General features: G+C 44.3%; 21 protein-coding genes. 13 read left to right on the top strand and 8 right to left on the bottom strand.

What is annotated here, in order from left to right; genetic code table 11:
* Positions 1–694, bottom strand: a 694-nt coding sequence (locus CXF58_RS03200; RefSeq protein ID WP_145989794.1) for a serpin family protein, incomplete at its 3' end; no start/stop codon positions are given.
* A 102-nt stretch (positions 695–796) separates the two neighbouring features.
* Here CXF58_RS03200 and CXF58_RS03195 point away from each other — a divergent pair.
* Complete coding sequence (locus CXF58_RS03195) at positions 797–1,306, top strand: hypothetical protein (protein WP_068403484.1); 510 nt, start codon at positions 797–799, stop codon at positions 1,304–1,306.
* 655 nt (positions 1,307–1,961) lie between these two features.
* Here the strand turns inward: CXF58_RS03195 and CXF58_RS03190 are convergent.
* Positions 1,962–3,686: an isovaleryl-CoA dehydrogenase gene (locus CXF58_RS03190; RefSeq protein WP_102076573.1), complete on the bottom strand. Its 1,725-nt coding sequence runs from the start codon at positions 3,684–3,686 to the stop codon at positions 1,962–1,964.
* Positions 3,687–3,776: 90 nt separating this feature from the next.
* On the opposite strand from CXF58_RS03190, the gene CXF58_RS03185 reads away from it, so the two are divergent.
* Positions 3,777–4,580, top strand: coding sequence for a PaaX family transcriptional regulator C-terminal domain-containing protein (locus tag CXF58_RS03185; protein WP_102076572.1), 804 nt, complete (start codon positions 3,777–3,779; stop codon positions 4,578–4,580).
* Positions 4,581–4,660: 80 nt separating this feature from the next.
* On the opposite strand, the gene CXF58_RS03180 is transcribed toward CXF58_RS03185, so the two are convergent.
* On the bottom strand, positions 4,661–5,671 hold the full coding sequence (locus CXF58_RS03180; protein ID WP_102076571.1) for a hypothetical protein: 1,011 nt from the start codon (positions 5,669–5,671) through the stop codon (positions 4,661–4,663).
* 254 nt (positions 5,672–5,925) lie between these two features.
* Between CXF58_RS03180 and CXF58_RS03175 the strand changes: the two genes are divergently transcribed.
* The 5 genes from CXF58_RS03175 to acnD all read left to right on the top strand — a co-directional run bounded on the left by CXF58_RS03175 (position 5,926) and on the right by acnD (position 13,952).
* Positions 5,926–6,903 carry a LysR substrate-binding domain-containing protein gene (locus tag CXF58_RS03175; protein ID WP_068404719.1) on the top strand — a complete coding sequence of 326 codons (978 nt, stop codon included), beginning with the start codon at positions 5,926–5,928 and terminating at the stop codon, positions 6,901–6,903.
* Between the two features lie 339 nt (positions 6,904–7,242).
* Entirely contained in the window at positions 7,243–8,541 is a 1,299-nt protein-coding gene (locus tag CXF58_RS03170) for an NRAMP family divalent metal transporter (protein WP_102076570.1), read from the top strand.
* A gap of 383 nt (positions 8,542–8,924) precedes the next feature.
* Positions 8,925–9,815 carry a methylisocitrate lyase gene (gene prpB, locus CXF58_RS03165; protein ID WP_102076569.1) on the top strand — a complete coding sequence of 297 codons (891 nt, stop codon included), beginning with the start codon at positions 8,925–8,927 and terminating at the stop codon, positions 9,813–9,815.
* Between the two features lie 108 nt (positions 9,816–9,923).
* Positions 9,924–11,063, top strand: a complete 1,140-nt coding sequence (gene prpC / locus CXF58_RS03160) for a bifunctional 2-methylcitrate synthase/citrate synthase (protein ID WP_102076568.1) — start codon at positions 9,924–9,926, stop codon at positions 11,061–11,063.
* Positions 11,064–11,294: 231 nt separating this feature from the next.
* Positions 11,295–13,952 carry a Fe/S-dependent 2-methylisocitrate dehydratase AcnD gene (gene acnD / locus CXF58_RS03155; RefSeq protein WP_102076567.1) on the top strand — a complete coding sequence of 886 codons (2,658 nt, stop codon included), beginning with the start codon at positions 11,295–11,297 and terminating at the stop codon, positions 13,950–13,952.
* Positions 13,953–14,062: 110 nt separating this feature from the next.
* Here the strand turns inward: acnD and CXF58_RS03150 are convergent, their stop codons facing one another.
* Both CXF58_RS03150 and CXF58_RS03145 read right to left on the bottom strand, forming a co-directional pair.
* Positions 14,063–14,353: a type II toxin-antitoxin system RelE/ParE family toxin gene (locus CXF58_RS03150; protein WP_102076566.1), complete on the bottom strand. Its 291-nt coding sequence runs from the start codon at positions 14,351–14,353 to the stop codon at positions 14,063–14,065.
* Between the two features lie 17 nt (positions 14,354–14,370).
* Positions 14,371–14,592, bottom strand: coding sequence for a TA system antitoxin ParD family protein (locus tag CXF58_RS03145; protein WP_068404729.1), 222 nt, complete (start codon positions 14,590–14,592; stop codon positions 14,371–14,373).
* A gap of 100 nt (positions 14,593–14,692) precedes the next feature.
* Here CXF58_RS03145 and prpF point away from each other — a divergent pair, with 100 nt between their 5' ends.
* From prpF to CXF58_RS03125, 4 genes are all read left to right on the top strand, one after another.
* A complete protein-coding gene (prpF, locus tag CXF58_RS03140; RefSeq protein WP_102076565.1) occupies positions 14,693–15,943 on the top strand; it encodes a 2-methylaconitate cis-trans isomerase PrpF in 1,251 nt (416 codons plus the stop codon).
* Between the two features lie 164 nt (positions 15,944–16,107).
* On the top strand, positions 16,108–17,955 hold the full coding sequence (locus CXF58_RS03135; RefSeq protein ID WP_102076564.1) for an ABC transporter ATP-binding protein: 1,848 nt from the start codon (positions 16,108–16,110) through the stop codon (positions 17,953–17,955).
* 77 nt (positions 17,956–18,032) lie between these two features.
* A complete protein-coding gene (locus CXF58_RS03130) occupies positions 18,033–18,623 on the top strand; it encodes a GNAT family N-acetyltransferase (protein ID WP_068404734.1) in 591 nt (196 codons plus the stop codon).
* A 155-nt stretch (positions 18,624–18,778) separates the two neighbouring features.
* Positions 18,779–20,296, top strand: coding sequence for a bifunctional 2-methylcitrate dehydratase/aconitate hydratase (locus CXF58_RS03125; protein ID WP_102076563.1), 1,518 nt, complete (start codon positions 18,779–18,781; stop codon positions 20,294–20,296).
* Positions 20,297–20,370: 74 nt separating this feature from the next.
* Here CXF58_RS03125 and CXF58_RS03120 read toward each other — a convergent pair whose 3' ends face one another.
* Positions 20,371–21,126 (bottom strand): SDR family oxidoreductase, encoded by a 756-nt coding sequence (locus CXF58_RS03120; RefSeq protein ID WP_102076562.1) that lies wholly within the window; start codon positions 21,124–21,126, stop codon positions 20,371–20,373.
* Positions 21,127–21,362: 236 nt separating this feature from the next.
* Between CXF58_RS03120 and CXF58_RS03115 the strand changes: the two genes are divergently transcribed.
* On the top strand, positions 21,363–22,760 hold the full coding sequence (locus tag CXF58_RS03115) for a DUF2868 domain-containing protein (RefSeq protein ID WP_102076561.1): 1,398 nt from the start codon (positions 21,363–21,365) through the stop codon (positions 22,758–22,760).
* Between the two features lie 59 nt (positions 22,761–22,819).
* Positions 22,820–24,505 (top strand): DUF3482 domain-containing protein, encoded by a 1,686-nt coding sequence (locus tag CXF58_RS03110; RefSeq protein WP_102076560.1) that lies wholly within the window; start codon positions 22,820–22,822, stop codon positions 24,503–24,505.
* A gap of 53 nt (positions 24,506–24,558) precedes the next feature.
* Here CXF58_RS03110 and CXF58_RS03105 read toward each other — a convergent pair whose 3' ends face one another.
* A complete protein-coding gene (locus tag CXF58_RS03105) occupies positions 24,559–25,602 on the bottom strand; it encodes an ArsA family ATPase (RefSeq protein ID WP_102076559.1) in 1,044 nt (347 codons plus the stop codon).
* A gap of 68 nt (positions 25,603–25,670) precedes the next feature.
* Positions 25,671–25,985, bottom strand: a complete 315-nt coding sequence (locus CXF58_RS03100; RefSeq protein WP_068404746.1) for a cory-CC-star protein — start codon at positions 25,983–25,985, stop codon at positions 25,671–25,673.
* Positions 25,986–26,016: the final 31 nt, after the last annotated feature.

The following is a 26,016-nucleotide window of genomic DNA, read 5'->3' as shown; positions in this document are numbered from 1 at the left end:
TATCTTTTGCGAGCAGCTCAGGAATCATCTGCTTGGTATGTTTGGCAATGGTCTTATTGATAGTCTGACGGGAAGGTTCAGGACTGTTTTTAAAATCAAGAGTGGTGACTTTACCACCGTAATAGCGCTGCACCGTATCCAAATAAGTTTGATTGGGGCTCAAGCCTTGATGTATCCATAAGTCATTAACCGTGCTTAAGTCATAATTTGAATTGGGTTTATTAAATTGATTGTAGAGCGCGGCCCTATTGGGATTAAGGATAGCTGGCGTTGGATAATGAAAGGTCTTTTGGATTTGCTGCTTTGTTTCACCCTCTGCTGCGGCATAGAGCATAGCCATGGCAGTGGACAAGCTATAGGGCGAGAAGAAGATGTTTTTATCTGATTGTGCAGGTTGCTTATTTATCTGCTGATACAGATCAATAGCGAATTGATTGTTGGCATTAACGACTTGCTTGATACCTTCAGGCGTTGAAGCAGAGTCGTCAGCAGCGATATAGTTCTTATCAGTCTTTGGGGTTGAAGGGTTCTCAGTCTTGCTAACTACAGGTTTTTCGGCTGCCGCTTTTATCAGTTGATTGTCAACCAAGCTATTATTACAACCAGCGATTGCCAGTAAACTGCCTAAAGCAAGCATACCCATGCTGAGCTTAATCGTAGGCTTTTTATAAATGTAATAGTTACGGTTTTTCACGGCGCTGTACCTCTTTATAATTCGGATGATGTCCTGATTATATACAAGGGTTTAGGCTGATTTAGTAAACATATGCTAATAAATTTAAGGATGATATTTCAGATGAATACAGTGTATAAGGACAGCCATAAGCTTAAAAAATACTTAATCATATTTTTAGCAATCTTAATATCAGGTTGTATGACACCTTCAAAAAACATGATGAATAAAGCCACTAGTGAGAATAAAGTCCTGAAGACTGAAATAGAGGATATCTCTAATATATTAACACCGACATATGCAGATATATTTACATACCCTTTTGATCCTGAGGAACCCCAGTTAGACATGGGGGTCGGTGGACGATTGGTTGTAATAGAGGGTTGTTTATTAATAGAGTCAAGTGATGGCATGTTTTCTACGCCTATACTGCCTGAAGGAGTGACCTATTGGGATAAAGGTAAAGGCATTGTCTATATTTATGACAGAGGCTTTTTAATAGGTAATATTATTCGTTCAAATGGTATTGCTTTAGATAGTCAGTTTCAAAAAGTACAAGATATTTTTATATCAAAAGCGAAGCCCTCGTGCCTCAAACGTAGCTCAATATTGTTCGGCACTAAATTTGACTAGCAGGCAAATCAGCTTAAGAGGTCAATTATAAAGAGAGAGTGCTTTACAAAAGCCAAGTAGTGAAAGTGCTTTGCCATGTATGAAAAACTCAAATACTCATTTCAAGTATCTACTGAAGAATCAGAAGTATAATTCATTGATATAAATGATGATTTATTCACTCTAACCAAGAAGCAATCAGCAAGAATTGTGCTAATATCGCTACTTTTTCAGTATGGCTGGTTTTCTCATTTTGTAATGAAAAACCCCCTTAAATAAAAAAGCTAGGAGAATGAATGAACGATCATCTTGATTTTTTAGCGTAATTCAGTGTCTCAGTTGAGACTCCTAATAGTTTAAATTAAAGTTGTTGTACTCAGGCTATGTCACATACCAAGGTTCATGAACCACTTATTTTTATATTAACTATAGGTCATTGTTTTTAATAGAAAATTAACTCTTTTAAATCGTGAACCTAAATTTAGGTAGCCATAAGTTAAATAAGCATTATAGAAGGGTTGCTAGCTATAGGTTCTTATTAAGAGGTTTTCGTTAAAGGATAAGAATTTAAAAAGCCGCTGATGCCACACAATGCTATTTGTTGTGCCGCATCATGGCTTTAACTATAAAATCTCTATACTCGAAACCATCTTATCTTTTCCAGTCTTTATTAACGTTAGCCAATCACACTCTCGTTATCAGTCATTGTTGCCGCTAATGACTGCTCTAAACTTTGCTGCAAGTTTTGCAATGCTTCGGTTGCGCCAGCAGCGCGCTTTATCAGCAGATCTATTGGCGCATCAAGACTTAATGTTCCAAAGGCAAGTCCATGCTCGCCTGTAAGCCGTGAACGACAAAATGCCTCTGCAATCTCTGGATGAGCGCTTGATAATAAAATTGACGCCTGCAGCATCAATGACAAGCGCTCAACCACGTAGCGACTGCGAAACTCTAAGGTCTCAATGCCATCAAAGCGTCCTGCTAATAGGCTAAGCTCGGCATCAAAATGCAGGTTTTTGCCAGCCGATTTTTGTAGCTCGGCGAATAGCGCATCATGGGTTTCAGGTTCTTTGTTTAAAGCGCGCAGCACATCTAGACATTGCACATTGCCACTTCCCTCCCAAATGGAGTTTAAGGGCGCTTGGCGGTAGAGACGCGGCATGATATTTTCTTCAACGTAACCATTACCACCTAGGCACTCTTGCGCTTCATTAATAAGCACGGGCGTGCGTTTGCATATCCAGTATTTGCCAATCGCGGTAGCAATGCGTGCAAGGGCGGCTTCATGCGGGTCGCTTTCTATCATGCCTACCGCGCGCGCGATGCGCATCGTCAGCGCCAATGCCGCCTCCGACTCTAGCGCCAAGTCAGCAATCACATTGCGCATAATCGGCTGGTCAATGAGTAACTTACCAAAGGCTTCACGCTGACTGGTGTGATGAATGGCTTGTACAACCGCTTGACGCATTTGGGCAGCAGAACCAATCATGCAGTCCAAACGAGTCAGCGCCACCATTTCAATGATGGTGGCAATGCCGCGACCTTCGACGCCAACCAATTCACCAAAAGCGCCATGAAATTCGACTTCTGATGAAGCATTTGCCCAGTCGCCAAGCTTATCTTTAAGACGCTGAATACGAACGGCGTTTTTTGTACCATCAGGACGAAAACGCGGCACTAAGAAGCAACTTAGACCGTTTTCAGACTGCGCTAACACCAAATGCGCATCACACATTGGTGCTGAGAAAAACCACTTATGACCGATAATTTCATAAGTACAGTCTTCTTGGCGTGTTGCTCGCGTGGTATTGCGACGTAAATCGGAGCCACCTTGCTTTTCAGTCATGCCCATACCCATGGTACAGCCGAGTTTTTGTTCCATCGGCAAGCTACGTGGATCGTATTGTTGCGATAATAGCTTGGGTAGCCATTTCTCTGCAATTTGCGGCGTATGGCGTAAGGCAGGAATGGCAGCATAGCTCATCGACATCGGGCAACCAAAACCTGCCTCGGGCTGCGAGCCTAGATACATTACAGCAGCGCGCGCTACATGGGCGCTTTCGCGGTTTTCATTGCGCCAGGCAAAGTTATTCATCCCATACTTCACGCCAGCCGTCATAAGCTCATGATAGGCTGGATGAAACTCAACTTCATCTAAGCGGCGACCATAACTATCAAACGCCCTTAATTTAGGTGGGTTTTCATTGGCTAAAAATCCACTACCCATCATATCACCGCCAGTACGAGCGCCAAACTCGCTTAAATGATCTTTCGCCCACCCTGCTCCTTCGCGCGCGACCGCTTCCATCAGAGCTATATCTGTGAGCCAAGCGTTATAGTTCGCAAGCGTAAAAGGTTGATTATTGACTTCATGCGTATTAAATTGATTTGTCGCTGCCATAACTGCTATCTTCCTTGATTTTGGCTTATATATACTATTTTAAAACGCTTAGTATTACATCATACTGTTTATTTCGTCAAGGAATGTAATATGAATAACCCTAGTCCCCGTCTGCTCATTATGCGCTTGTTAACGGTAGCGGATAACCATACTCTTAATATTAGTGAAGCTATTTTGGCAGGCACGGTATTTGGTATCACAGAAAACAGCATTCGTGTCACTATGGCACGCTTAGTCCAAGCAGAGCTTGCTGAGGCAATCGCACCTGCGACTTATCGATTAGGCCCTAAAGCACAAAAACTAGGCGATGATGTGGCTTCATGGCATACGTCCAATACAAAAACTATGAAATCAGACGGTTCGTGGATAGCAGTAGCAACAGGTGGTTTGCCGCGCAGCGATCGCAAAATACTCCGCGCTCGTGACCGCGCTTTATCCTTATTAGGATTTCGCCAGCTGGATAAAGGACTATATATACGCCCAAATAATCTACACGGCGGTATAAATGGCGTGCGCAAACGTCTATTAAATTTGGGATTAGACGAAGAAGCCATCATCTTTAAGGCTGGTGATTTTGATGCGTTAAGACAAGAAAAGGCTTTGGCGCTGTGGTCAGATATGCAATTGGTAACACACTATAAAGAGATGTCTGCTCAATTGAATGAATGGTTAGCGAATAAGGATAATTTGAGCGCGGATACGGCTTTGCGCGAGGTATTTATGCTTGGCGATGCCGCTATCCGCAGTGTGATATTTGACCCATTATTACCTGCGCCTTTAGTAGATGAGACGGCACGGCAACAGTGTTTTGATACGGTACGGCGCTTTAATGATGAAGGCCGCCGTCTATGGTTAGCGTTTTTTGCGGCAAATACGGTGAAGATTGTGCAATGATTTTTAGGATGAGCGTAAGAATTAACAGATAAACGGTATCAAAACACAAACTTGTTGACCAAACCCCCTTTTATCTCAGCTTAGTCATTAGTCTCACGATACAAGGTACTTTGCGACTCTTGTCTAAAGTCCTCGTATGTGATCACAGGCTCAGGCGTCGATTCATCTTCTGAATCATTGATAGCAGCGGCTTGTTTATTATTAGCCCCTTTGACGTCAGTGTTTGCTATATTGGGCTGGGTATCTACCGTCGATTGATTGCTGCTATAGGCACTATTGTTTGCTGTATTTATGGTATTACTCTCGCTGTTATTGCTACCGTTCGACGTGCCAGCGTTATCAGATGCCACCACCTTAGATACAGGTGCAGGCGCTTTGGTTGACGTTGATAAGGCCCCCGTAAAAATAAGGGCCAGTACCACCGCAGCAATGAATAATGAGCCCACTATCATGCCAATAATGAGCGGTTTTTTGCTACTTGCCAGCTTTTTATTTTTTGAGAGGGTAAATGCGGTTGGACTTTGTACTACCAAACCGTCGTTATCTATGTTCTCATTAGTACTTTTAGAATCATGATCTTGAATGTTTTCATCGTTTTTAGAATGGTTTTTAGAAATGTGCTTGGCATCATCTAAAGAGTCTGTACTGGAAAAGGAGGCTTTTTCTTTTACCATAGCATCATGAGGTAGGTCAGCTTCATTGCTTGCTGTACCACTTACCTCTAGACGCTCATCTTCATCAAAGAAATTCAAATGAACGCCGGTACTTTTACTGCTCGTTCGCTGTAGGCTGCTCTCTGGTTGAAAATCCTCTTGCTGGCTGGCGAACAATTCTAGCTCTGCTGCGCTCAAAGGCTCGTATGAGGACAGTTTATCAGCGTTTTTTAGCAGTGCGAGCCTGCCGTTGCCGTTGCCGCTAATACTACTGGCTTGTTCGCCATCTTCATTGTCATTGCTGTCCACATTTTCGACACGCGTGATAAAGCGCTCATAGATATCGTTTTTACGCGAGCGTCTACGCGGCTTAGCATTAGCGATTTTAGCCAAATTTGCCTCTAGATCAGTGCTTTTCTTGCTTTTTTTGTCGCTCATGAAGAGATACCAGAACAGTGAATGCCACAAAAATTAGATGATTGCTAAAATTAAGGTATAAATGATTTTTTACGTTTTATCTATATAACTAATTTACATCAATTGTTTGCTAAATTGTAACACTATCGTTGCCACACAATATAGTGTGTCACTCCCTATCCTTCAAGTATAATTTTAGCTGGGTCGCTGCTATTTACATAAAATAGCTAACATATCTGATTAAATGAGCGTCATAAACAGGTGAGTATCATCATATGGATCTAAAACAGCTCAATGCCTTTATCGCTATCGCTGATCTTAAAAGCTTTAGCGCCGCTACTAGCAAGACGGGGTTGTCACAGCCGACGCTTAGCCGGTTGCTCAAGCAACTTGAAACCGATATGGGCGTAGAATTAATCGACCGCTATCATAGACCGCTCCACCTGACCGAAGCGGGTGCATTTTTTTACGATAAAATCAGCACCATTCTGACAGAGATTGATACCGTCACCAGTATGACCCAGCGCTTATCGGCGCCAAGTGCGGCTTTAAATATTGGCTTTGTACCATCGGTGCTGTACGGGCTATTACCTGAGGTTATCGCCAAGCTAAAGCAGTCTCATCCTGATATTGAGGTCAATCTCAAGGACATCAGTTCCTATCAGCAAATTCACGCCTTAAAAAGCGGTGATATTGATATTGGCTTTGGGCGTTTTGCGCATCAAGATCCGTGGATTCAGCAAATACTATTGCGGCATGAGCGTTATCTGGTAGCACTGCCTAAAGCACATCCGCTCGCCGATAGCGATGAGCAGCGTCTGATTGACTTGGCAAATAACCGCTTGATTTTATACCATCAAACCCATCTGCCTATTTCGACGACCGCGATACCTATTAAGTCTTCTAACGATCAGCCTTCTTTTGAGCCAGTCACTGAGCCTTTGCTGCATTTATTTGCCCAATATGGTATTTCACCATTTATGACCACCACCGTCAGTGATTTACAAGTGGCGCTCGGTTTGGTTGCCGCGGGCGAAGGCATTACTTTAGTCCCTGCCAGCCTAAAAACGGTGCGTACCGAGCAGATCGTTTATCGTCGCCTATTGCATGAAAATGCCACCTCTCCTATCTACCTGCATACCCTTAAAGACTTTATCCATCCAAAAATCCCCGACTTGCTTAGCGCGATTTATCAAGTCTATGAGCGCCGTGGTATCACTTATCGTAAGCAAAGTTTTACCTCGCAAGGGTAAAGTGCACGAAAGTACCGTGAAGCACTCTAAATCGTGCGAAATGGCAGCTATCGGCAGCGTATTGTGGTATAAAGAACCGGCAAAAAAAACTTGGCGCTAACCCTTGATATTCATAAATTATTATGCTAACCATCAAGAATAGGTATGCAAACTATTAGTAATAATAATTAAAATAATCCTTATCTTGCTCAGCAGCAGTATGCTAAAGTCGATACAAGATGAATCGTTTTATGTTTATAGTTTAACTGCTATATATTGTATAAACCGTTTCTCTCATGATCACTGGCAAACTGACACAGGTAAGTGATGTTTTGCCGTTTTAACCATTTCGAGGTATTCATGACCACACAACCACTCAACACTCCAAGCGCCACCGACGATGGCGCAACTGGGCACGCTGTTCCCCAGCAAGAAGGATTTAGCTGGCGGATTTTTGGCCCCGGTATATTAATGGCGACTGCTGCTATCGGTGGTTCGCATCTGATTTCATCGACGCAGGCGGGCGCGCTATATGGCTGGCAGCTGGCGATTATGATTATTTTAGCCAACGTCTTTAAATATCCGTTTTTTCGCTTCGGCACCGATTATGTTTATGATACGGGCGAGAGTTTGATCGCAGGCTATGCCAAACGCTCAAAGGCCTATCTTTGGATTTACTTTATTCTCTCCATCCTATCAGCGGTGATTAGTACGGGTGCGGTGTCCCTAATAGCAGCGGTTATCTTAGGTTTTATGCTGCCCGCCTCTGTTCAGCTCTCAACCATGAGCTTGTCGATGATTATCGTAGCAGTATCATGGTTCTTCTTGATTGCTGGTCACTATAAGCTGCTCGATGGCGTGACCAAGTGGATTATGATTGCCCTGACCACAGCAACGGTCGCCGCGGTGGTCATTGCCGCTGGCAAGCCAACGGTTATGGTGACAGATTTTGTCGCCGCATCTCCTTGGAATCTTGCGACCTTGGGTTTCATTGTCGCACTGATGGGCTGGATGCCAGCGCCACTTGAGTTTGCAGCGATTACCTCGATGTGGACGTCAGCCAAAAGAAAAACCGACAACACCACTCACCGCCAAGGTTTGTTAGACTTTAACGTTGGTTACGCAGTGTCGGCTATTTTAGCGCTGTTTTTCTTAGCGTTAGGTGTGTTCGTACAATATGGCTCGGGTCAAGAGATTGAACTGGTCGGCGGCGCTTATATCAATCAGCTGATTAACATGTATACCGCCACCATTGGCGAATGGTCACGCCTACTGGTCGCCTTCGTCGCCTTTATGTGCATGTTTGGCACCACGATTACCTGCGCTGATGGTTACGGCCGCGCCAATGCCGAATGCTGGCGTTTGATTAAAGGTCAAAGTGAGATTAATAAAAAACAAATCGCTTTTTGGACCACTTATGCGATTGGTGGCGGATTGGTGATTATCACTTTCTTTACCGGACAATTAGGGGTGATGCTTAAGTTTGCGATGATATCGGCGTTTGTCTCGGCGCCTATTTTTGGTTGGCTTAATTATTCATTGGTTAAAAACCATAAAAAACTATCAATGGGTATGAATGCCTTATCGATTGCAGGGTTGATATTCTTGACAGGTTTTGCGCTCTTGTTCCTTGCTAACCTTGCAGGATTTATTGGTTAAGCAATATTTACCATTAAGATTCTATGATAGAAGTAAAAAAAGCCCTTTTAGCCCTGCTATGAGGGCTTTTCATTGTTAAGTGATTATTTTTTTTAAGAGTTGACTGACAAAAAACCCAGCTATTTGTAACTAAATGTAAATTAATTAATATGGTAAAGATGACGACTTTAGTAATATGAATAACTATTATGATAAAGGTTTAAAAAATGGATATTACTATTCTACAATTGAATATATTTAATATAAGTAATCACTGTTTAAAGTAAATTTAATATAAGCTTGAGAAACACCGCTTTGCAGTCATGGATAATTGGGTATAATCAAGCACAACAATTTTATCCTTCATCACACGATAAGATTACCCTCCACGTAAGGACGACGATATGACCTCTTCAGCTGGCGCTCGCTTTCGCAGTGCAATAAAACAAAAAAACGATAACAACCAACCATTACAAATTGTCGGCGCGATCAACGCTTATACGGCGATGATGGCAACCCAAGTCGGTCATCAAGCGCTATATCTCTCAGGTGCGGGCGTGGCCAATGCCTCATTTGGTCTGCCTGATCTAGGGATGACCAGCCTTGATAATGTCTTAGAAGACGCACGCCGTATTACTGATGCAGTTGAGACGCCGCTATTGGTCGATATCGACACTGGCTTCGGCGGTGCCTTCAATATCGCTCAAACCATTAAAAAAATGGAAAAAGCCGGCGTTGCAGCGGTGCATATCGAAGACCAAGTGGCGCAAAAACGCTGTGGTCATCGCCCAAATAAAGAAATCGTTAGTATCTCTGAGATGGTTGATCGTTTAAAAGCGGCACTTGATGCCAAAACAGACAAAGACTTTGTGGTCATGGCTCGTACAGACGCCCTATCTGTTGAAGGGCTTGATGCAGCGGTTGAGCGCGCCGTTGCTTTCCAAGAGGCTGGTGCTGACATGATTTTTGCCGAAGCATTGACTGATATTGAGATGTATCGCAAATTTACTGATGTGCTTGATATTCCAGTGCTTGCCAATATGACTGAGTTTGGTCAAACTGACCTTTATACCACTGAGCAGTTATATGGCGTTGGGGTTGATATGGTACTGTATCCCTTATCAGCGTTTCGTGCGATGAACAAAGCGGCACTAAACGTTTATCAGCATCTGCTTGATGATGGTACGCAAGAAAAAGTCGTCGACACCATGCAAACGCGTATGGAGCTTTATGACTTCTTAAACTATCATGAGTTTGAGCAAACGCTAGATAAGTTGTTTGCCAATAGTAAATAAGCATTAAGTCAATCATAAGCAAAATCATCTACCTTTAGTTTTGCTTATTCACTTTTAGTCATCTTTATTTTTCAACTCAAAAAGAGCTACCAACAAAAGGAATTTAACATGGCAGCACAGAACCAATCAACAAAAGTATTGTCAGGCGCAGGTCTACGTGGTCAGGTCGCTGGCAAGACAGCACTATCGACGGTCGGTAAATCAGGCTCAGGGCTGACTTATCGCGGTTATGATGTGTCAGAGTTGGCCGATAAATGCGTCTTTGAAGAAGTGGCTTATTTGCTACTTTATGGCAACTTGCCAACCCAAAGTGAGCTTGATGCTTATCAGACTAAATTGAAAGGTTTACGCGGCTTACCTCAAGCATTAAAGGACGTCCTTGAGCGTATTCCTGCGGACGCCCATCCGATGGATGTATTGCGTACCGGCTGCTCAATGCTTGGTAACCTTGAGATGGAAACTGACTTCTCACAACAGAACGATAAAACCGACCGCATGCTGGCGGTATTCCCATCAATCATCAATTACTGGTACCGCTTTACCCACGACAATGTGCGTATCGAAACCGAAACCGATGATGATACGATTGGCGGTCACTTCTTACATCTGCTTAAAGGTGAAAAACCAAACGAGCTTCATACTAAGGTGATGAACGTCTCACTTATTCTTTATGCTGAGCATGAGTTTAACGCCTCAACCTTTACCGCGCGTGTTTGTGCCTCTACCCTATCTGATATCCACTCTTGTATCACTGGCGCGATTGGCTCGTTACGTGGTCACTTACATGGCGGCGCCAATGAAGCGGCGATGGATATGATTGAAGGCTTTAGCTCACCAGATGAAGCCGAAGAAGAGATGATGGCGATGCTGGCGCGAAAAGACAAAATCATGGGCTTTGGTCATGCCATCTATAGCGAATCAGATCCACGGAACGTGGTGATTAAAGGCTGGTCTGAGAAGTTAGCCGCTGACGTTGGTGATACTGTGCTATACCCAGTATCGGTACGCTGCGAAGAAGTGATGTGGCGTGAGAAAAAGCTGTTCTGTAATGCCGATTTCTTCCATGCCTCTGCCTATCACTTTATGGGTATTCCAACCAAACTATTCACGCCAATCTTTGTTTGCTCACGCTTAACTGGTTGGGCCGCTCACGTGTTTGAGCAACGCGCTAACAACCGTATCATTCGCCCAAGTGCCGAATATACTGGTGAAGAATTGCGCCCAGTACCAGAGATGAGTGCGCGTTAACTCGTCTTGAAATAATAATTTTTCTTAAAACAATATGTTTGTAGGGTGTGCTTCATCTTCATTTTTAGTAAAACAGCTGAAGACACGCCTTACAACTCCCTACCTTCAATGTTTAAAAAATTAACGCTTAAAAGTTTTTTTAGCAAAGTCTGATTTTATTTTGACGCTTTTACTAAAAAAATTTACCCCTTTTTAGCCTCATTGCAACCAGCCAACAGCCAAAGGTGACTTATGGACAATGCCCTCGTACAACCGATGAATGAACAATTTAAAAAGCCATTAGCCGATACCGATTTGTATTACTTTGACGCCCGTGAAGCGATTGAAAATATCGAAGCTGGCGCCTATGACAAACTACCGTTCTGCTCAAAAGTATTGTGTGAAAACTTGGTACGCCGCTGCCCACCAGAAGACTTAACCGCAGCGCTTAAGCAGCATATTGAAGGCAAGCAAGACCTCGATTTTCCTTGGTACCCTGCCCGTGTCGTTTGCCATGATATTTTAGGTCAGACCGCGTTTGTTGACTTGGCAGGTCTACGTGATGCCATCGCCGAGCAAGGCGGTGATCCATCAAAAGTAAACCCTATCGTACCGACTCAGCTTATTGTCGACCATTCACTAGCCGTTGAGCATGCAGGCTTTGAAGAAAACGCTTTTGAGAAAAACCGCGCCATCGAAGAGCGCCGTAACGATGACCGTTTTCACTTTATCAACTGGTGCCAGTACGCCTTTGATAACGTCAACGTGGTACCGCCTGGTAACGGCATCATGCATCAAATCAACCTAGAGAAAATGTCGCCTGTGGTTCAGGTGGTTCAAAACAAAGCCGGTGAACAAGTGGCGTTTGCCGATACCTTGGTCGGTACCGATAGCCACACGCCGATGGTTGATGCTTTAGGTGTGATTTCAATCGGTGTTGGCGGGCTTGAAGCCGAAAGCGTCATGCTAGGTAATCCATCTTATATGCGCCTGCCAGATTATGTTGGTGTTAAGTTAACGGGCAAATTGCAAAAAGGCATTACTGGTACGGACTTAGTATTGGCAATGACCGAGTTCTTGCGTGATGCAGGCGTAGTCTCTACTTATATCGAATTCTTCGGTGAAGGGGCACGCCAATTAAGCGTTGGTGATCGTGCGTCTATCTCAAACATGACCCCAGAATATGGCGCAACCGCCGCGATGTTCTATATCGATGAGCAAACCATCGATTATTTGCGTCTAACGGGCCGTAGTGAAGAACAAATCAAACTGGTTGAGCAGTATGCTAAGCAAACCGGTCTGTGGGCTGACGGTATGGAAAATGCCATTTATCCACGCGTTCTTGAGTTTGATTTATCAAAAGTCGTTCGTAACATGGCAGGTCCTTCGCGTCCGCATGCGCGCGTTTCAACCACAGACTTGGTTGCGAAAGGCATTGCTCACGGTGAAGGTGACAAATTACCTGAACCAAAAGATGGCTTAATGCCAGATGGCGCCGTGATTATCGCCGCGATTACCAGCTGTACCAATACGTCTAACCCGCGCAATATGGTTGCTGCTGGTCTGGTTGCGCGTAATGCTAATAAAAAAGGCTTATTGCGTAAGCCTTGGGTGAAATCATCTTTAGCACCCGGCTCAAAAACGGTCAAAATGTACCTAGAAGAAGCTGGCCTGATGCCAGAGCTACAAGAGATTGGCTTTGACGTGGTTGGCTTTGCTTGTACTACCTGTAACGGTATGAGTGGCGCGCTAGATCCTGATATCCAACAAGAAATCATCGACCGTGACCTATTTACCACCGCGGTACTATCTGGCAACCGTAACTTTGATGGTCGTATCCACCCGTATGCTAAGCAAGCGTTTTTAGCGTCACCGCCATTAGTGATTGCCTACGCTATCGCCGGTAACATTCGCTTTGATATCGAAAAAGACTCATTAGGTAAAGACACGGATGGCAATGACGTGTATTTAAAAGACATCTGGTTTGATGACGATGAAGTTGATGCTATCGTCGCGGCAGCCGTGAAGCCTGAGCAATTTAATGCCGTGTATATCCCAATGTTTGATGAAGCCAAAAAAGACACCGGCAAAGCGCTAAGCCCACTTTATGACTGGCGCGAGATGACCACTTATATCCGTCGTCCGCCGTATTGGGAAGGCAAAATGGCGGCAATGAATAAGCTAAAAGGTATGCGTCCACTGGCGGTACTTGGTGACAATATCACTACTGACCATTTATCACCGTCTAACGCGATTTTGGGCGATTCGGCCGCTGGCGAGTACCTTGATACCATGGGTCTGCCTGCGGAAGACTATAACTCTTATGCCACCCATCGCGGCGACCATTTAACCGCCCAGCGTGCGACCTTTGCCAACCCTAAATTGCTCAATGAGATGGTACGTGACGAGAAAGGTGAAGTCATCCAAGGCTCATTAGCCCGAGTCGAGCCAGAAGGTCAGGTCATGCGCATGTGGGAAGCGATTGAAACCTATATGAACCGCGAGCAACCGCTGATCATCATCGCCGGTGACGGCTATGGTCAAGGCTCAAGCCGTGACTGGGCTGCCAAAGGTGTACGTCTGGCTGGCGTTGAAGTCGTGGTTGCAGAAGATTTTGAGCGTATCCATCGTCAAAACTTGGTCGGTATGGGCGCGCTCCCCTTGCAGTTTAAAGAAGGGGTCAATCGCAATACCTTAAATATCGATGGTACTGAAATATTCGATATCGAAGGCGAAGTATCTGCTCGTGGTGAGATGACGCTCGTGATTCACCGTAAAGACGGCAGCGTTAATAAAGCACCCGTTATCTGCCGTTTAGATACCGCTGATGAGGTGAAAATGTATAACGCTGGCGGTATGCTACAACGCTTTGCCAAAGAGTTTATCGATGGCACGTTAGATATTGCGTAATCCGCATGAATTTTGAGTAATCAAAGAGCCGATGTTGTATAAATTATACGGCATCGGTTTTTTAATCTTTGGATATGAAAAATAATGAGCCTAGTGCTTTATAACGAGCATTAAAGTATTAATTTAACATTCCGATAAAAGTTTTCATGTGGGCCAAACATTAACAAGGTAAGGACAAGTTGACCATCATCGATTTGATAAGCCAATAATGTTAACTGCTTTAGCATTTTAAACTTATAAATTCGTACGGACGATAAGTCACCTACTTTTTGCACACCTATATCAGGATGGTCAATGATGGCACGTACAGCATCATCTAAATCAGCTTTCTGATTATTGTGCAATTTTTTAACGGCTTTTTTAAAACTATGCGATTGAATAATACTTAAAGACTGAGTCATTGTTTATCCAAAATGAACTATCCAAATTCGTAGGGTTCAACCATACCAGCATCAACTTCTGCTTGCGCAATCAAAAGCTGACGAACAAATTCGTAAGACAGATCAGGGTTGTCTTCCATAATTTGTCCAATGGTAGCCCAATGCTCTATTTGCTTTGGCGGGGTACGATGTTGTGCTTTAGATATCGCATAGGCTTTATCAACCAGCGCCTTGTTAAGACGTATGCTTGCAGTGGACATAACTTTCTCCATATTCAAAATATTAATCCTTGTGGCATTTTACCACAAAAATAGTGTATTAACGACTCTCATCCTCATAAACAGATATAAGGAATAAGAAATGACCCAATCAACTTTAGAAAACACACCAAAATTCGCCCCACAAATCTCTGTCTCCGCTACTTATATGCGTGGTGGCACCTCAAAAGGCACTTTCTTTAAACTATCTGATTTACCAGAGCGCTGCCAAGTGGCCGGTAAGTCGCGTGATAACTTTTTATTACGAGTTATTGGCAGCCCCGACCCTTATGGTAAGCAAATTGACGGCTTGGGAAATGGTAGCTCTAGCACTTCAAAGACGGTGATTTTGTCTAAAGCTAAACAAGCAGATCACGATGTGAACTACCTGTTTGGACAAGTCAATATCTCCAAACCTATGATAGATTGGGCAGGTAATTGTGGTAATTTGACCGCGGCTGTTGGTGCTTGTGCGATTAATATGGGCTTAGTTGATGCTGATAAAGTTACTAATAGTATTGATGACAGTAGTGAGAGTGGCATTTGCGAAGTCCGCATTTGGCAAGAGAATATCGGTAAAACCATTATCGCTCATGTGCCTGTTTACTTAGATGCACAAGGCAAGGTACAAGTCCAAGAAACCGGCGATTTTGAATTAGACGGTGTGACCTTCCCTGCCGCTGAGGTCAAAATTGAATTTATCGACCCGGTAGATTCATCAAGCGATATGTTCCCCACGGGCAACCTAATCGATGATTTTGATGTGTCTGGCTGTGGTTTAAATACCGATAGCGTCAAAGCTACCTTTATCAGTGCCGGTATTCCAACTATCTTTATGAAAAGCGAGGATTTGGGCTTTACCGGTACTGAGCTGCAAGGCGACATCAGTAATAGCGAAACCTTAGCTAAGTTAGAGGCAATCCGCGCGCGTGGCGGTGTGGCGATGGGATTATTCAAAGATGAGTCTGACGCACAAACCAGTCAGCACATGCCAAAACTTGCTTGGGTAGCTGCCGCACAAAGTTACAGCGCATCCAGTGGCAAAGCCGTTGATGCAGCAGATATTGATTTGGTCGTACGCGCGATGAGTATGGGACAATTACATCATGCGATGATGGGTACGGCAGCGGTGGCGATTGCCGCAGCAGCAACGACGCAAGGTACATTGGTCAATGAGGCTGCTGGCGGTAGTGAATTAGGTGAAGTGCGCTTTGGGCATCCATCAGGAACGCTACTCGTCGGTGGTAAAACCGAACGCGTGAACGGACGCTGGCAAGCGAAAAAAGTCTCCATGAGCCGCTCTGCTCGCCGTATTATGGTTGGTGAAGTTTTTGTACCAGCGGATGCTTTTTAATAACGACAATTTTTAGGAAACGAACTTAAAAGAAACTTAAAAGAAACTTAAAAGTAACAAGGTTTAAGATGCTGCTTAAAGTCTTTATACTGGTGGTCGCTTATTATTATGAATAATAAGCAGTAAATAAATGCCAATATCAAATTAAATAGCGCCTTAACCCTATGAGTACTCCGCCACGCCGTGTTCCTTTAGACATCAAGCCGCCCACCAAAAAAAAGGAACGGGGGGCTTTGTTGTGGTCGATTCTAAAAAGGCTCGGAGAGTTTGCCAGACCCTATCGCGGGCTTTTCTTATTAACCTTAATATTGACAGTGCTTGGGTCATTTACCGCACAGGTGAACGCCTTTGTCTTGCAATATACCATTGATACCTTAACCAATATTGTCGATTTGCCCGACCCATGGGTAGAAGGCATAAAATTACTGACGCTCATTAGTGTGATTTTATTGGTGAAAGAGATACTAAACGTCATCATCACCTTTGGTCAGCGCTATTTTGGTGAGCGTACTCGTATTAACTTATCGCGTGATTTGTCACAAAAGGTGGTTGACCGTATTTTGTCTTACAAAATGGCGTTTTATACCAGCGACGAGAACGCCAGCGGTAAGCTGCAAACCCGCATTGATTTGGGGGTCAGTAGTCTCACGCAATTGGTACAAAACTTCTTTATTGACATGCTGCCGCTGTTTGCCAGTGCTATCGTGTCATTAATCATTATGTTTAATGCCAATTTTTGGGTCGGTATGGTCGGTCTGATTATCGTGCCGATTTACTTTTTTGTCAGTCAAAAACAAGCCAACCGTTTGCAAGGGTTTCGCAAACAAATGCGCCAATACCGCGAGACCAAAAGCGGCTTGGTGATTTCGATTATTGACTCTATCACAGTGATTAAATCCTTTGTGCGCGAGCCGATTGAGTCCGGTAAGCACTGGGACATCCAAAAGGATATGACCGCCAATCAGCTACGTATTCGCAGTATTGCGTTTATGTATAACGCTGGCAAAACCTTTATCGAGCAAATCGGCGTGGTGGCGATTATTGTTTTGACCTCATATTTTGTGCTCAACGGACAGATGACCATTGGCGCGATTATGTTCCATATCCTACTATTTCAAAACGTCGCCGCTCCCATTCGCGAATTGCACCGTATTTACGACCAAATTAATAATGCCCTCACCTATGCCGAAGGTTTTTTTGATATCTTGGATGACGATCAAGCAATTGAAAACGAAGGCAAAGTCAAATGTACCGATTTAAAAGGTCATATTGAGCTAAAAGATGTTAATTTCTCCTACCCCAATGGCAAGCAGGCGCTGCATGATGTGAGCTTTAATATTCATCCCAATCGTATCACCGCTTTGGTCGGATTAAGTGGCGCAGGTAAAAGCACGATTATTAATTTATTGGTCAAATTCTATGACCCAAGTAGCGGCACCATTTGTCTCGATGGACGCAATTTAGAGGACTACAGCACCCATGACTTGCGTGAGCAAATCGGCTTGGTGCTACAAAAGAACCATATTTTCTCAGGGACGATCGCCGACAACATTCGTTACGGGGCGATGGATGCCACTGATGAGGAGATTATCGACGCGGCTAAACAAGCCTCTATTCATGAGCAAGTCGTTGGTATGCCTGAAGGTTATGACAGTGAAGCCAAACTGCTCTCTGGCGGTCAGCAGCAGCGTATCGCGCTGGCACGGATGTTTTTAAAAAACCCACCGATTGTATTTTTGGATGAACCAACGGCCAGTCTTGATGCTATTGCCACCCAGCAGATTAAGCACAGTCTAGATTTAATTAAAAAAGACCGTACGGTGATTATTGTCTCGCACAATATCTCGCAAATTATTGATGCTGATGACTTGGTGGTGATTGAAAATGGCCGTGTGATGGAGACTGGCACGCATGAAGAGCTTTATGCCAATCACGGTAAATACTATGAGATATTCAATGCCATGTCCGATAGTTTGAATTTAGATAAAATCAGTCAAACCTTAAATAGTTAATGCAGGGCAAAATCGTTATAATGCTCAGTCTTTAATACGTTATAAAAGCCCTTTAAATCGTTAGAAGCTATTTGACTATGACCTGTGAATTCTCTATAAAAACCTTTGATGAGCTGACCACCGTTGATGTTTACCATATTTTAAAAGCCCGCTCACAAGTATTTGTGGTCGAGCAAAACTGTCCGTATCAAGATATGGACGAGGTCGATTTTGATTGTCTGCATCTGGTCGCCCATCAAAATGAAGCCTTGATTGGCTATTGCCGCATCATTCCGCCGCAATTTAATCAAAAAAGATCCTCGGTTAATCCATCAGATCCGATACCGGCGATTGGCAGGGTTTTAGTGTTAGCAGAGCATCGCGGCTATGGCGTTGCCCGTCAAATGATGCTTGAAGCCATCAAATACTGCCGCAAAAAGTATGGTAAAAAAACCATCATCATCTCCGCCCAGACTTATTTGCTAAACTTTTACGAATCACTTGGATTTATTGTTGAAGGTGAACGCTATCTTGAGGACGGTATCGAGCATGTCATCATGGTTTTACCTGTCATTAAAAAAGTGAAAGTGAAAAAACAAAGCTCAGGGATGGTGAGTAGTATTCTCAGTTTTTTGCTACTAATACTGGCGCTTTTATTTATTATCGGTTTGGTTTATCTCATGGTTTAAACCATTAAACCATTAAACCATTAAACCATTAAACAGTCTTACACGACTTCACTGTTGTTCGATATTGAGTATGTTATTTTTGATGCATCACTGATTGATAAATCATGTCGCTTATCAATCGCTCAAATATTGGACTCAAGGAAGAGGTAACGACTATGTCTACGACTCAAAACGCTACGGTAGAAAGCAATATCCGTCCAGAGTATGACGATGAAATTCAAAAAATCGCCGACTATGTGCTCAATTACTCTATCGATAACGACTCGCCCAATAGTGCCGATGCTTGGAATACTGCTCGCCACTGTCTGATGGACACCCTAGGCTGCGGACTGCTGGCACTGCGTTTTCCTGAATGTACCAAACACCTCGGACCCGATTGCGCCGATCAAATCACTCCTAACGGGGCGCGCGTCCCTGGTACGCCTCATAGACTCGACCCCATTAAAGCCGCTTTTGATATTGGCTGTATGGTGCGCTGGCTTGATTATAATGATACGTGGCTTGCGGCCGAATGGGGCCATCCTTCGGACAACTTAGGCGGAATTTTAGCAGTAGCGGACTATATCAGTCAGCAAAACGTCAGCCAAAATAAAGCACCACTCACCATGCGCGACGTTTTAGAAGCGATGATTATGGCGCATGAGATTCAAGGCGTGCTTGCTTTAGACAATTCATTTAACCGCGTGGGTCTAGACCATGTGTTCCTCGTCAAACTCGCCTCAACAGCAGTGGTTGCTAAACTCTATAAATTACCACGCGAACGCATCATGGCGGCCATCTCGCAAGCGATTGTCGATGGTCAAGCGCTGCGCACCTATCGTCATGCACCAAATGCTGGTAGCCGTAAGTCATGGGCGGCAGGTGATGCCACCAGTCGTGCGGTACGCTTGGTCGATATCACCCGCCGCGGCGAAATGGGCATTCCGGGCGCATTAACCGCGCCGCAATGGGGCTTTTATGATGTGTTGTTCAGCCATACCAATAAAGACTTGGCACTCAAACCTGCAGGCGAGCGCCGTTTTACCTTTCAGCGCGAGTTTGGTAGCTATGTGATGGAAAATATTTTATTTAAGATAAGCTTTCCTGCCGAATTTCATGCCCAGACCGCCTGTGAAGCAGCGGTTATTTTGCATCCTATGGTTGATGATAGAATCGATGATATTGAAAAAATTGTCCTGACCACGCATGATTCAGCGATTCGAATTATCTCCAAAGAAGGCGCACTTGCCAATCCTGCCGATCGCGATCATTGTTTGCAATATATGGTTGCCGTGCCTTTATTGACGGGCGACTTGATGGCAGAGAACTATGAAGATGATTATCACGAGCAGCATCATATTTTGATTGATGGGCTGCGCCGTAAGATGGTGGTCGTCGAAGATTCCAATTATTCAAAAGATTATCATGATCCAAATAAACGCTCGATTGCCAATGCCATTCAGATATTCTTTAAAGATGGCAGCAGTACCGATAAAGTCGCTGTCGAATACCCGATTGGTCATAAGCGCCGCCGCGCAGAAGGTATCCCCGTATTAGAAGCGAAGTTCCGAGCAAGCTTGGCAACGCGCTTTATTGACAGTCGCTGCACGGATATCTTTGCCTTGTGTGATGATCAAAAGCACTTAGAGCAAACCCCGGTTAATGAGTTTATGGATTTATTTGTCGCTAATTAATGTTAAAGCGTATAAATAGTTCAGCGCGTTTTTGTTTTTATGAATCGTGTTTTTACCAATTTTTTACCAGCCTTTTACCAAGCTATCGACTCACCTGCCCAATCGACAAAACTGCCAGATTGGGCGGCAGTCATGCTATCAAGTACTTCTAGTAAACACTGAGCGCTATAAGCTGGCGAGAACAATTTTTCGTCAGCCACATTGCCCTGAAAAGGTGATGACAACTGGGTATCGACGGTGCCTGGTTGCATGACGACCACGCAAACATCCTTTAGCGACCGACTCCATTCAATGCTCAAATTTTTCATACCCATATTCAGTGCCGCTTTACTCATACGGTAGCTGTACCAACCGCCAAGCTCATTGTCACCGATACTACCAACCCGAGCCGATATGGTCGCAAAAATCGCCGGTGCGTTTGTACTGCGCTCAGCTTTAGCCAGTAGTGGCTTGATATGCTTGGCAATGAGCAAGCTGGCTAAGGCGTTAATCTGCATATTTTGCAAAAAGAAGTCCGTCTCCAGTTGTCGTAGTGCTTTTTCTGGTTGATTATGCGGCGTATGCAATAGCCCCACACAATTAATCGCCCAATCAATATGAGTGGTTTGCTGCTTAATATCAGCAATGGCTTGCTCGATACTTTTCTCATCGCTGACATCCATCGGTAACCAATACAAATTATCGGCTGCAAAGTCAGGCTGATTTGTATGATAAGTGGCAAATATTTTTCCACTGCTTTTATTATTAGCACTCATCTCTATCAGCTGTTTAACCATCGCTTTGCCGATACCACCGCTAGCGCCAATGATTAAATAGTTTTTTTGATTCACAAAGCACTCCTTATTATCATATATATGCATTCTTGCATTCATTTTGGCGTATTTACTTTACATTTACTATGCTAAAACGCTAAGAATAATAGAAGTTATCGCTATTCTATATAGGCTACAATAATCACTGACGGGTAAATACTCGACATCTATCAATTGAGATGTCTAACTGCCGTTAACCTTTAATCTTAACCTTTTAAATTTAACCAACGCCTTTATACGGATGTCATCGCCCTATGCTATCGCCCCAAGACCAATTGACTGAGCTGGTACGAACGCTTGAGACGCAGCAGCATGTCTTTGCCACTGACCCGCTACTTATCACAGAAAAGCTGCAAAGTGAGGATGGGAAGCCCATTCAAAAGTTGCATCGCCGCGCCTCGCGTATCGATAGTAACGGTGCGCTGGCACGTGTGCTTGGTAAAATTGATGGGCGCATCAAAGGTATTATGCTGGTTATGAGTGTGCTGTGGTGCATTTCGGGGTTTTTGGGGCTGTTTACCTTGCTGCAGACCAATGTGGTGAACTTCTTTTATGTGCTGGTTTGTCTGCTTGGGTTTCATACCATCATGCTCTTAGGCTGGCTAGTCATGACTTTGATTAATCAAGGTAAGCAGTCGTCAAATTGGTTTGCCAGTTTTGTGAGTCCAAGTTATCTGATACGCGGTAAGGACGATGTCACCAAAGCGGCGGTTGATTTGTACGAGCGTCAATTACAACACAGCGGTATGCGTTGGTATCTGGGGCGCTTTAGCCATCAATTGTGGCTCGCTACCTTGACTGGTATGCTGCTTGCGATCATATTTTTGTTGATTGTGCGCCAGTATAGCTTTAGTTGGGAGTCGACATTACTCTCTGATCAGGCGCTGATCACTTTGACTCAAATACTCGGCTGGTTACCAAGCAAAGTTGGATTTACCGTGCCGGACAGTGCTGCTATCGTGCAGAGTCGTTTGGTGACGGATGCCATGCCATTATCGATGGCGCGGCAATGGGCAGGCTTATTGGTCGGTAGCTTGCTGATGTACGGCATTGTACCAAGGGCGATTGCTTGGACATTTTGCGCCTTGATGTTCCGCCGTAAAAAAATGCGTTTGGATATCAAGCAGCCGTATTATCAAAAGATTCTAAACTTTTGGCAGCGTCATGTGGTCGATGAAGATGATTTTAAGGCAGCGCCCGCTCCTGTCGCGCCAAAAGCGACAGTCAGTACTGGTAAAAAACTGGTTGCTCTACTTGAATACCCATCACAGCAGGATCATTGGTGGCAATCAGGACTGAATGCCGACATAAGTAGCCATAGTAATAGTAACATTAGCAATGTCGAGAACTTCGGTATTGTTGACGACCGTGATGATATGGAGCGCTTAACGACTTATTTGGACAGCCATCCGGTTCAAGTGCTACTAGGTATACATAGCAAGGCTTTACCTGACCGAGGTACACTGCGTAAACTTGATCGTATTGCCGAACATGCCGCAGACGGCCTTATTGTACAGCTGCTCGGTGATGCCAACACCGCTAACACCAACGAGCAAGAGCAAGACTCAGAAATCCCAAGCTCAGAAAATCAGGACGTTCGTTATCAGCAGTGGCAGACCGCCCTTGCCGCTCGAAAAATCGGCTTGGTTTAGCTTGCTTGTTTAGATACTCTAATACCGATACTCAATAATATTAATAATAAGATTCTATTATGAACAATGACAATAATAATCAAAGCAACCATCAAGATAATGCCAAAGCTGTCGGCCTGTTCGCCGATAAAGCCTATGAGCCCGTACGCGACTCAGAAGCTGATTTTAAAAATGAAAATGTGAATGCTGATACAGAGCTATCGCTGGATAAACCAGCGTCAGATGATCAAGCGCTATCGGTTAATACTGCCTTTAATAATAATGTCTCTAAAAAGACCATTGCCAGTGGCGAAGCGCTCAAATTAGCAGTCGTTGGTCATACCAATACAGGTAAAACGTCACTACTGCGCACGTTACTACGCGATGTTTATTTTGGGGAAGTGAAAAACGAAGCAGCAACCACCCGCCATGTCGAGCAAGCAAAATTGACCGACAGCCAAACGGGCGAAGTATTGGTGGTTCTTTATGACACACCGGGTTTAGAAGATGCTTCAGGGTTAATGGATTGGCTAGAGGACAACACTGCCAATCGCCGCGACGGTATTGAGCGCTTGCAGCAGTTTTTAGCAGCCGACATCGCCCAAGGCGGCGATGCGCTAACTAGCAATGGTAGCAATGAGGACTACAGCCAAGAAGCCAAAGTGATTCGGCAGCTGCTGGCAAGTGATATGGCCATCTATGTTGTCGATGCGCGTGAGCCGGTACTCGGTAAGTATAAAGATGAGCTGGCTATTTTATCGTGGGCTGCAATACCTGTTATGCCGGTATTTAACTTTACTGACAGTCAAGATGCCAATATCGACGCATGGCAGACGATGCTCGCAAGACGTAACTTGCACATCTCAACGCGTTTTGATTCCGTGGCTTTTGAGTTTAAGGATGAGATGCGCTTATGGCAAAATCTTGCCACCATGCTCACTCACTCTGAGATGCTTGAGCAACTCATGGCACGCCGTACAGAAAACTGGGCGCAGCTCTATGAGGAGGCGAATATCATCATTGCCGATTTTTTATTAAATGTTGCCTCATTTGTGCGCGAAATTAGTGAAGATGATGATCCAATGCCCGTACTTGCGCAAATGCAAGAAGCGGTCAGGCAGAGTGAACGGGCAATGCAGAACAGCCTGCTTAACTTATATAAATTTTATGATAACGCCGTGGCAGCAACGCCACTTGAGTTACAAGCCTATCAGCAAGACCCGTTTGACCCTGAACTGCTCAAAAGCTATGGTATTCGCACGACATCTGGTGCAGCAGCGGGCGCATTATTAGGATTGGGCATTGATGCGGCGGCACTCGGTACAACGTTAGGTTTGGGCGCTGCCATCGGTGGTATCGCAGGTGGGCTATTATCCAATACCAGTAGCATCGCTGATAAAATCACTGGCGTAAAGCGCTTATATATCGACCCTGCCACCCTAACCTTACTCGCCACGCGAGCGATAGATTTGCTCACCGCACTGTGTCATCGTGGTCATGCAGCAACCGATGCCACCCAACTGATATATAGCGGCGCAAAAAACGATGCTGATATCTCAAATAACGACAACCTAAGTAACGATAATGAAGAAAGTGTCGTGACGCCGTGGCCGCCACATAAATTACCCAGTGAGCTTAAAAAAGCTCGCGGCAAACCGCAATGGTCATCACTTAGTAGCGGTAAATCTGAACAGGCTCAGCTACTACGTGCAGATATGGCGTGGTCGCTGGCAAGTAAATTACAGTTATATAAGCCTGAGCGTTAAGTATTAACGGTCGGTTTCTTTTATTTTTCAAACATATGGCTTTCAAGCGACCTTTACGATGAGGGGCGTAATAGCATACTTAATGCTTCAGTACCGCGTACGTCTGTTTGCTGTAAATAAATCGGATACAGTGGATAATTGGGAAATTTTTTTTCGATGTCTTGCAGCAATTGCTGTTGCCGCTCGGCACGAAGACGCCAAAATTCATCTGACTGCGTGGGTGCTATCAGCTGATTGATGACTATCGCGGCTGGTGTGAGTTTACTTTCTTCCAATTGTTCGATAGCGCGTTTGGTTTCTGCTAATGGCAATACGTCGGCTGTCATCACCAATACAATCGCTGTTTGGCTACGGTCATGAAGCAATATCCCTGCTTGTCGAAACAGCTGTTTGCGTTTTTCTAGGACGGCTACCGCTTGCTCCCAGCGGTCAGATTTTTTTTGGGCAAACGGATTTGGCACATCTTTTTTATTGATGTCTTTTTGACTGCTCTTTTGATTGTGGCTATCTAGATGGTTCGCGACCGAGCGTAATTTTGCCTGTCGGCGCTGCTGTGCTAGCAGCCCATCTGTCCATGCGCCCATCATCTCTGGCAATACGAGTAAGCGCAACGTATGCCCAGTGGGCGCGGTATCAAATATGATATGTTCATACCTTTTATCAGAGTCAGCATATGCAGCCGTGATTAAATGCTGACACATAGATTCAAGCATGGCTGCTTCTTGTGCGCCAGGCGCTGACTTTGATAGACGCAGGTGCTCACGGATTTTGGGCATCATATCTGGATTGGCATAAGATTTAATGGTAGATTCAACTTGAGCAAAATGCGCATCGACGATGACATCAGGGTTGAGCTCAATGGCATCAAGATGCGGCGTAATCGCAGTTTTTTCATTATTGAGCCGTACATTTAACACATCACCGAGGCTATGCGCTGGGTCGGTTGAGACAATCAAGGTCTTTTTTTGCTGGCTAGCATAATAGCTGGCAAGTGCCGCAGCCGTCGTGGTTTTACCGACACCGCCCTTGCCGCCAATAAAGATAATAGGCTGGGTCGATAGTTGATCTACTAATCCGTGTAGAGGGTGTAATGCCATATTTTTATCTCAATTTTAATTCATTCATTTTTTATCATTTTTTCTTATAAATCTAACTAGCAGTTGACTTAACAACAACCAACGTGGTCAAAGGGGCATTTATCCAACCCCATGCGCGTATGCCATTCATGGAAATTTTCCAAAAATAACGGCTGCAACTCCAAGGTATAAAAGCTAGCAGGATTATCAATGCCTAAGCTCTCTGCAAACATCAGCAGCATAAAGAAGTCTTCTTCATCACGTGCCGCGCGTGCCATCGTCTGGCGATAAGGCGCATGATAAAACTCATTGAGTCCTGCCGCAAAACGTTGCCACCATGGTGTTTCGTTTTTTACTTGGTTTGACGGGCTTTCTATTTGTTTTGGTATCGGGTTATCTTCCATAATTTATTCACCTCTGCTTATTTCTTATTAC

This window comes from Psychrobacter sp. Sarcosine-02u-2, assembly GCF_002836335.1.
GTDB lineage: Bacteria > Pseudomonadota > Gammaproteobacteria > Pseudomonadales > Moraxellaceae > Psychrobacter > Psychrobacter faecalis.
Note: the sequence above shows the minus strand (reverse complement) of the source record. Positions and strands in the feature narration are given on the sequence as shown.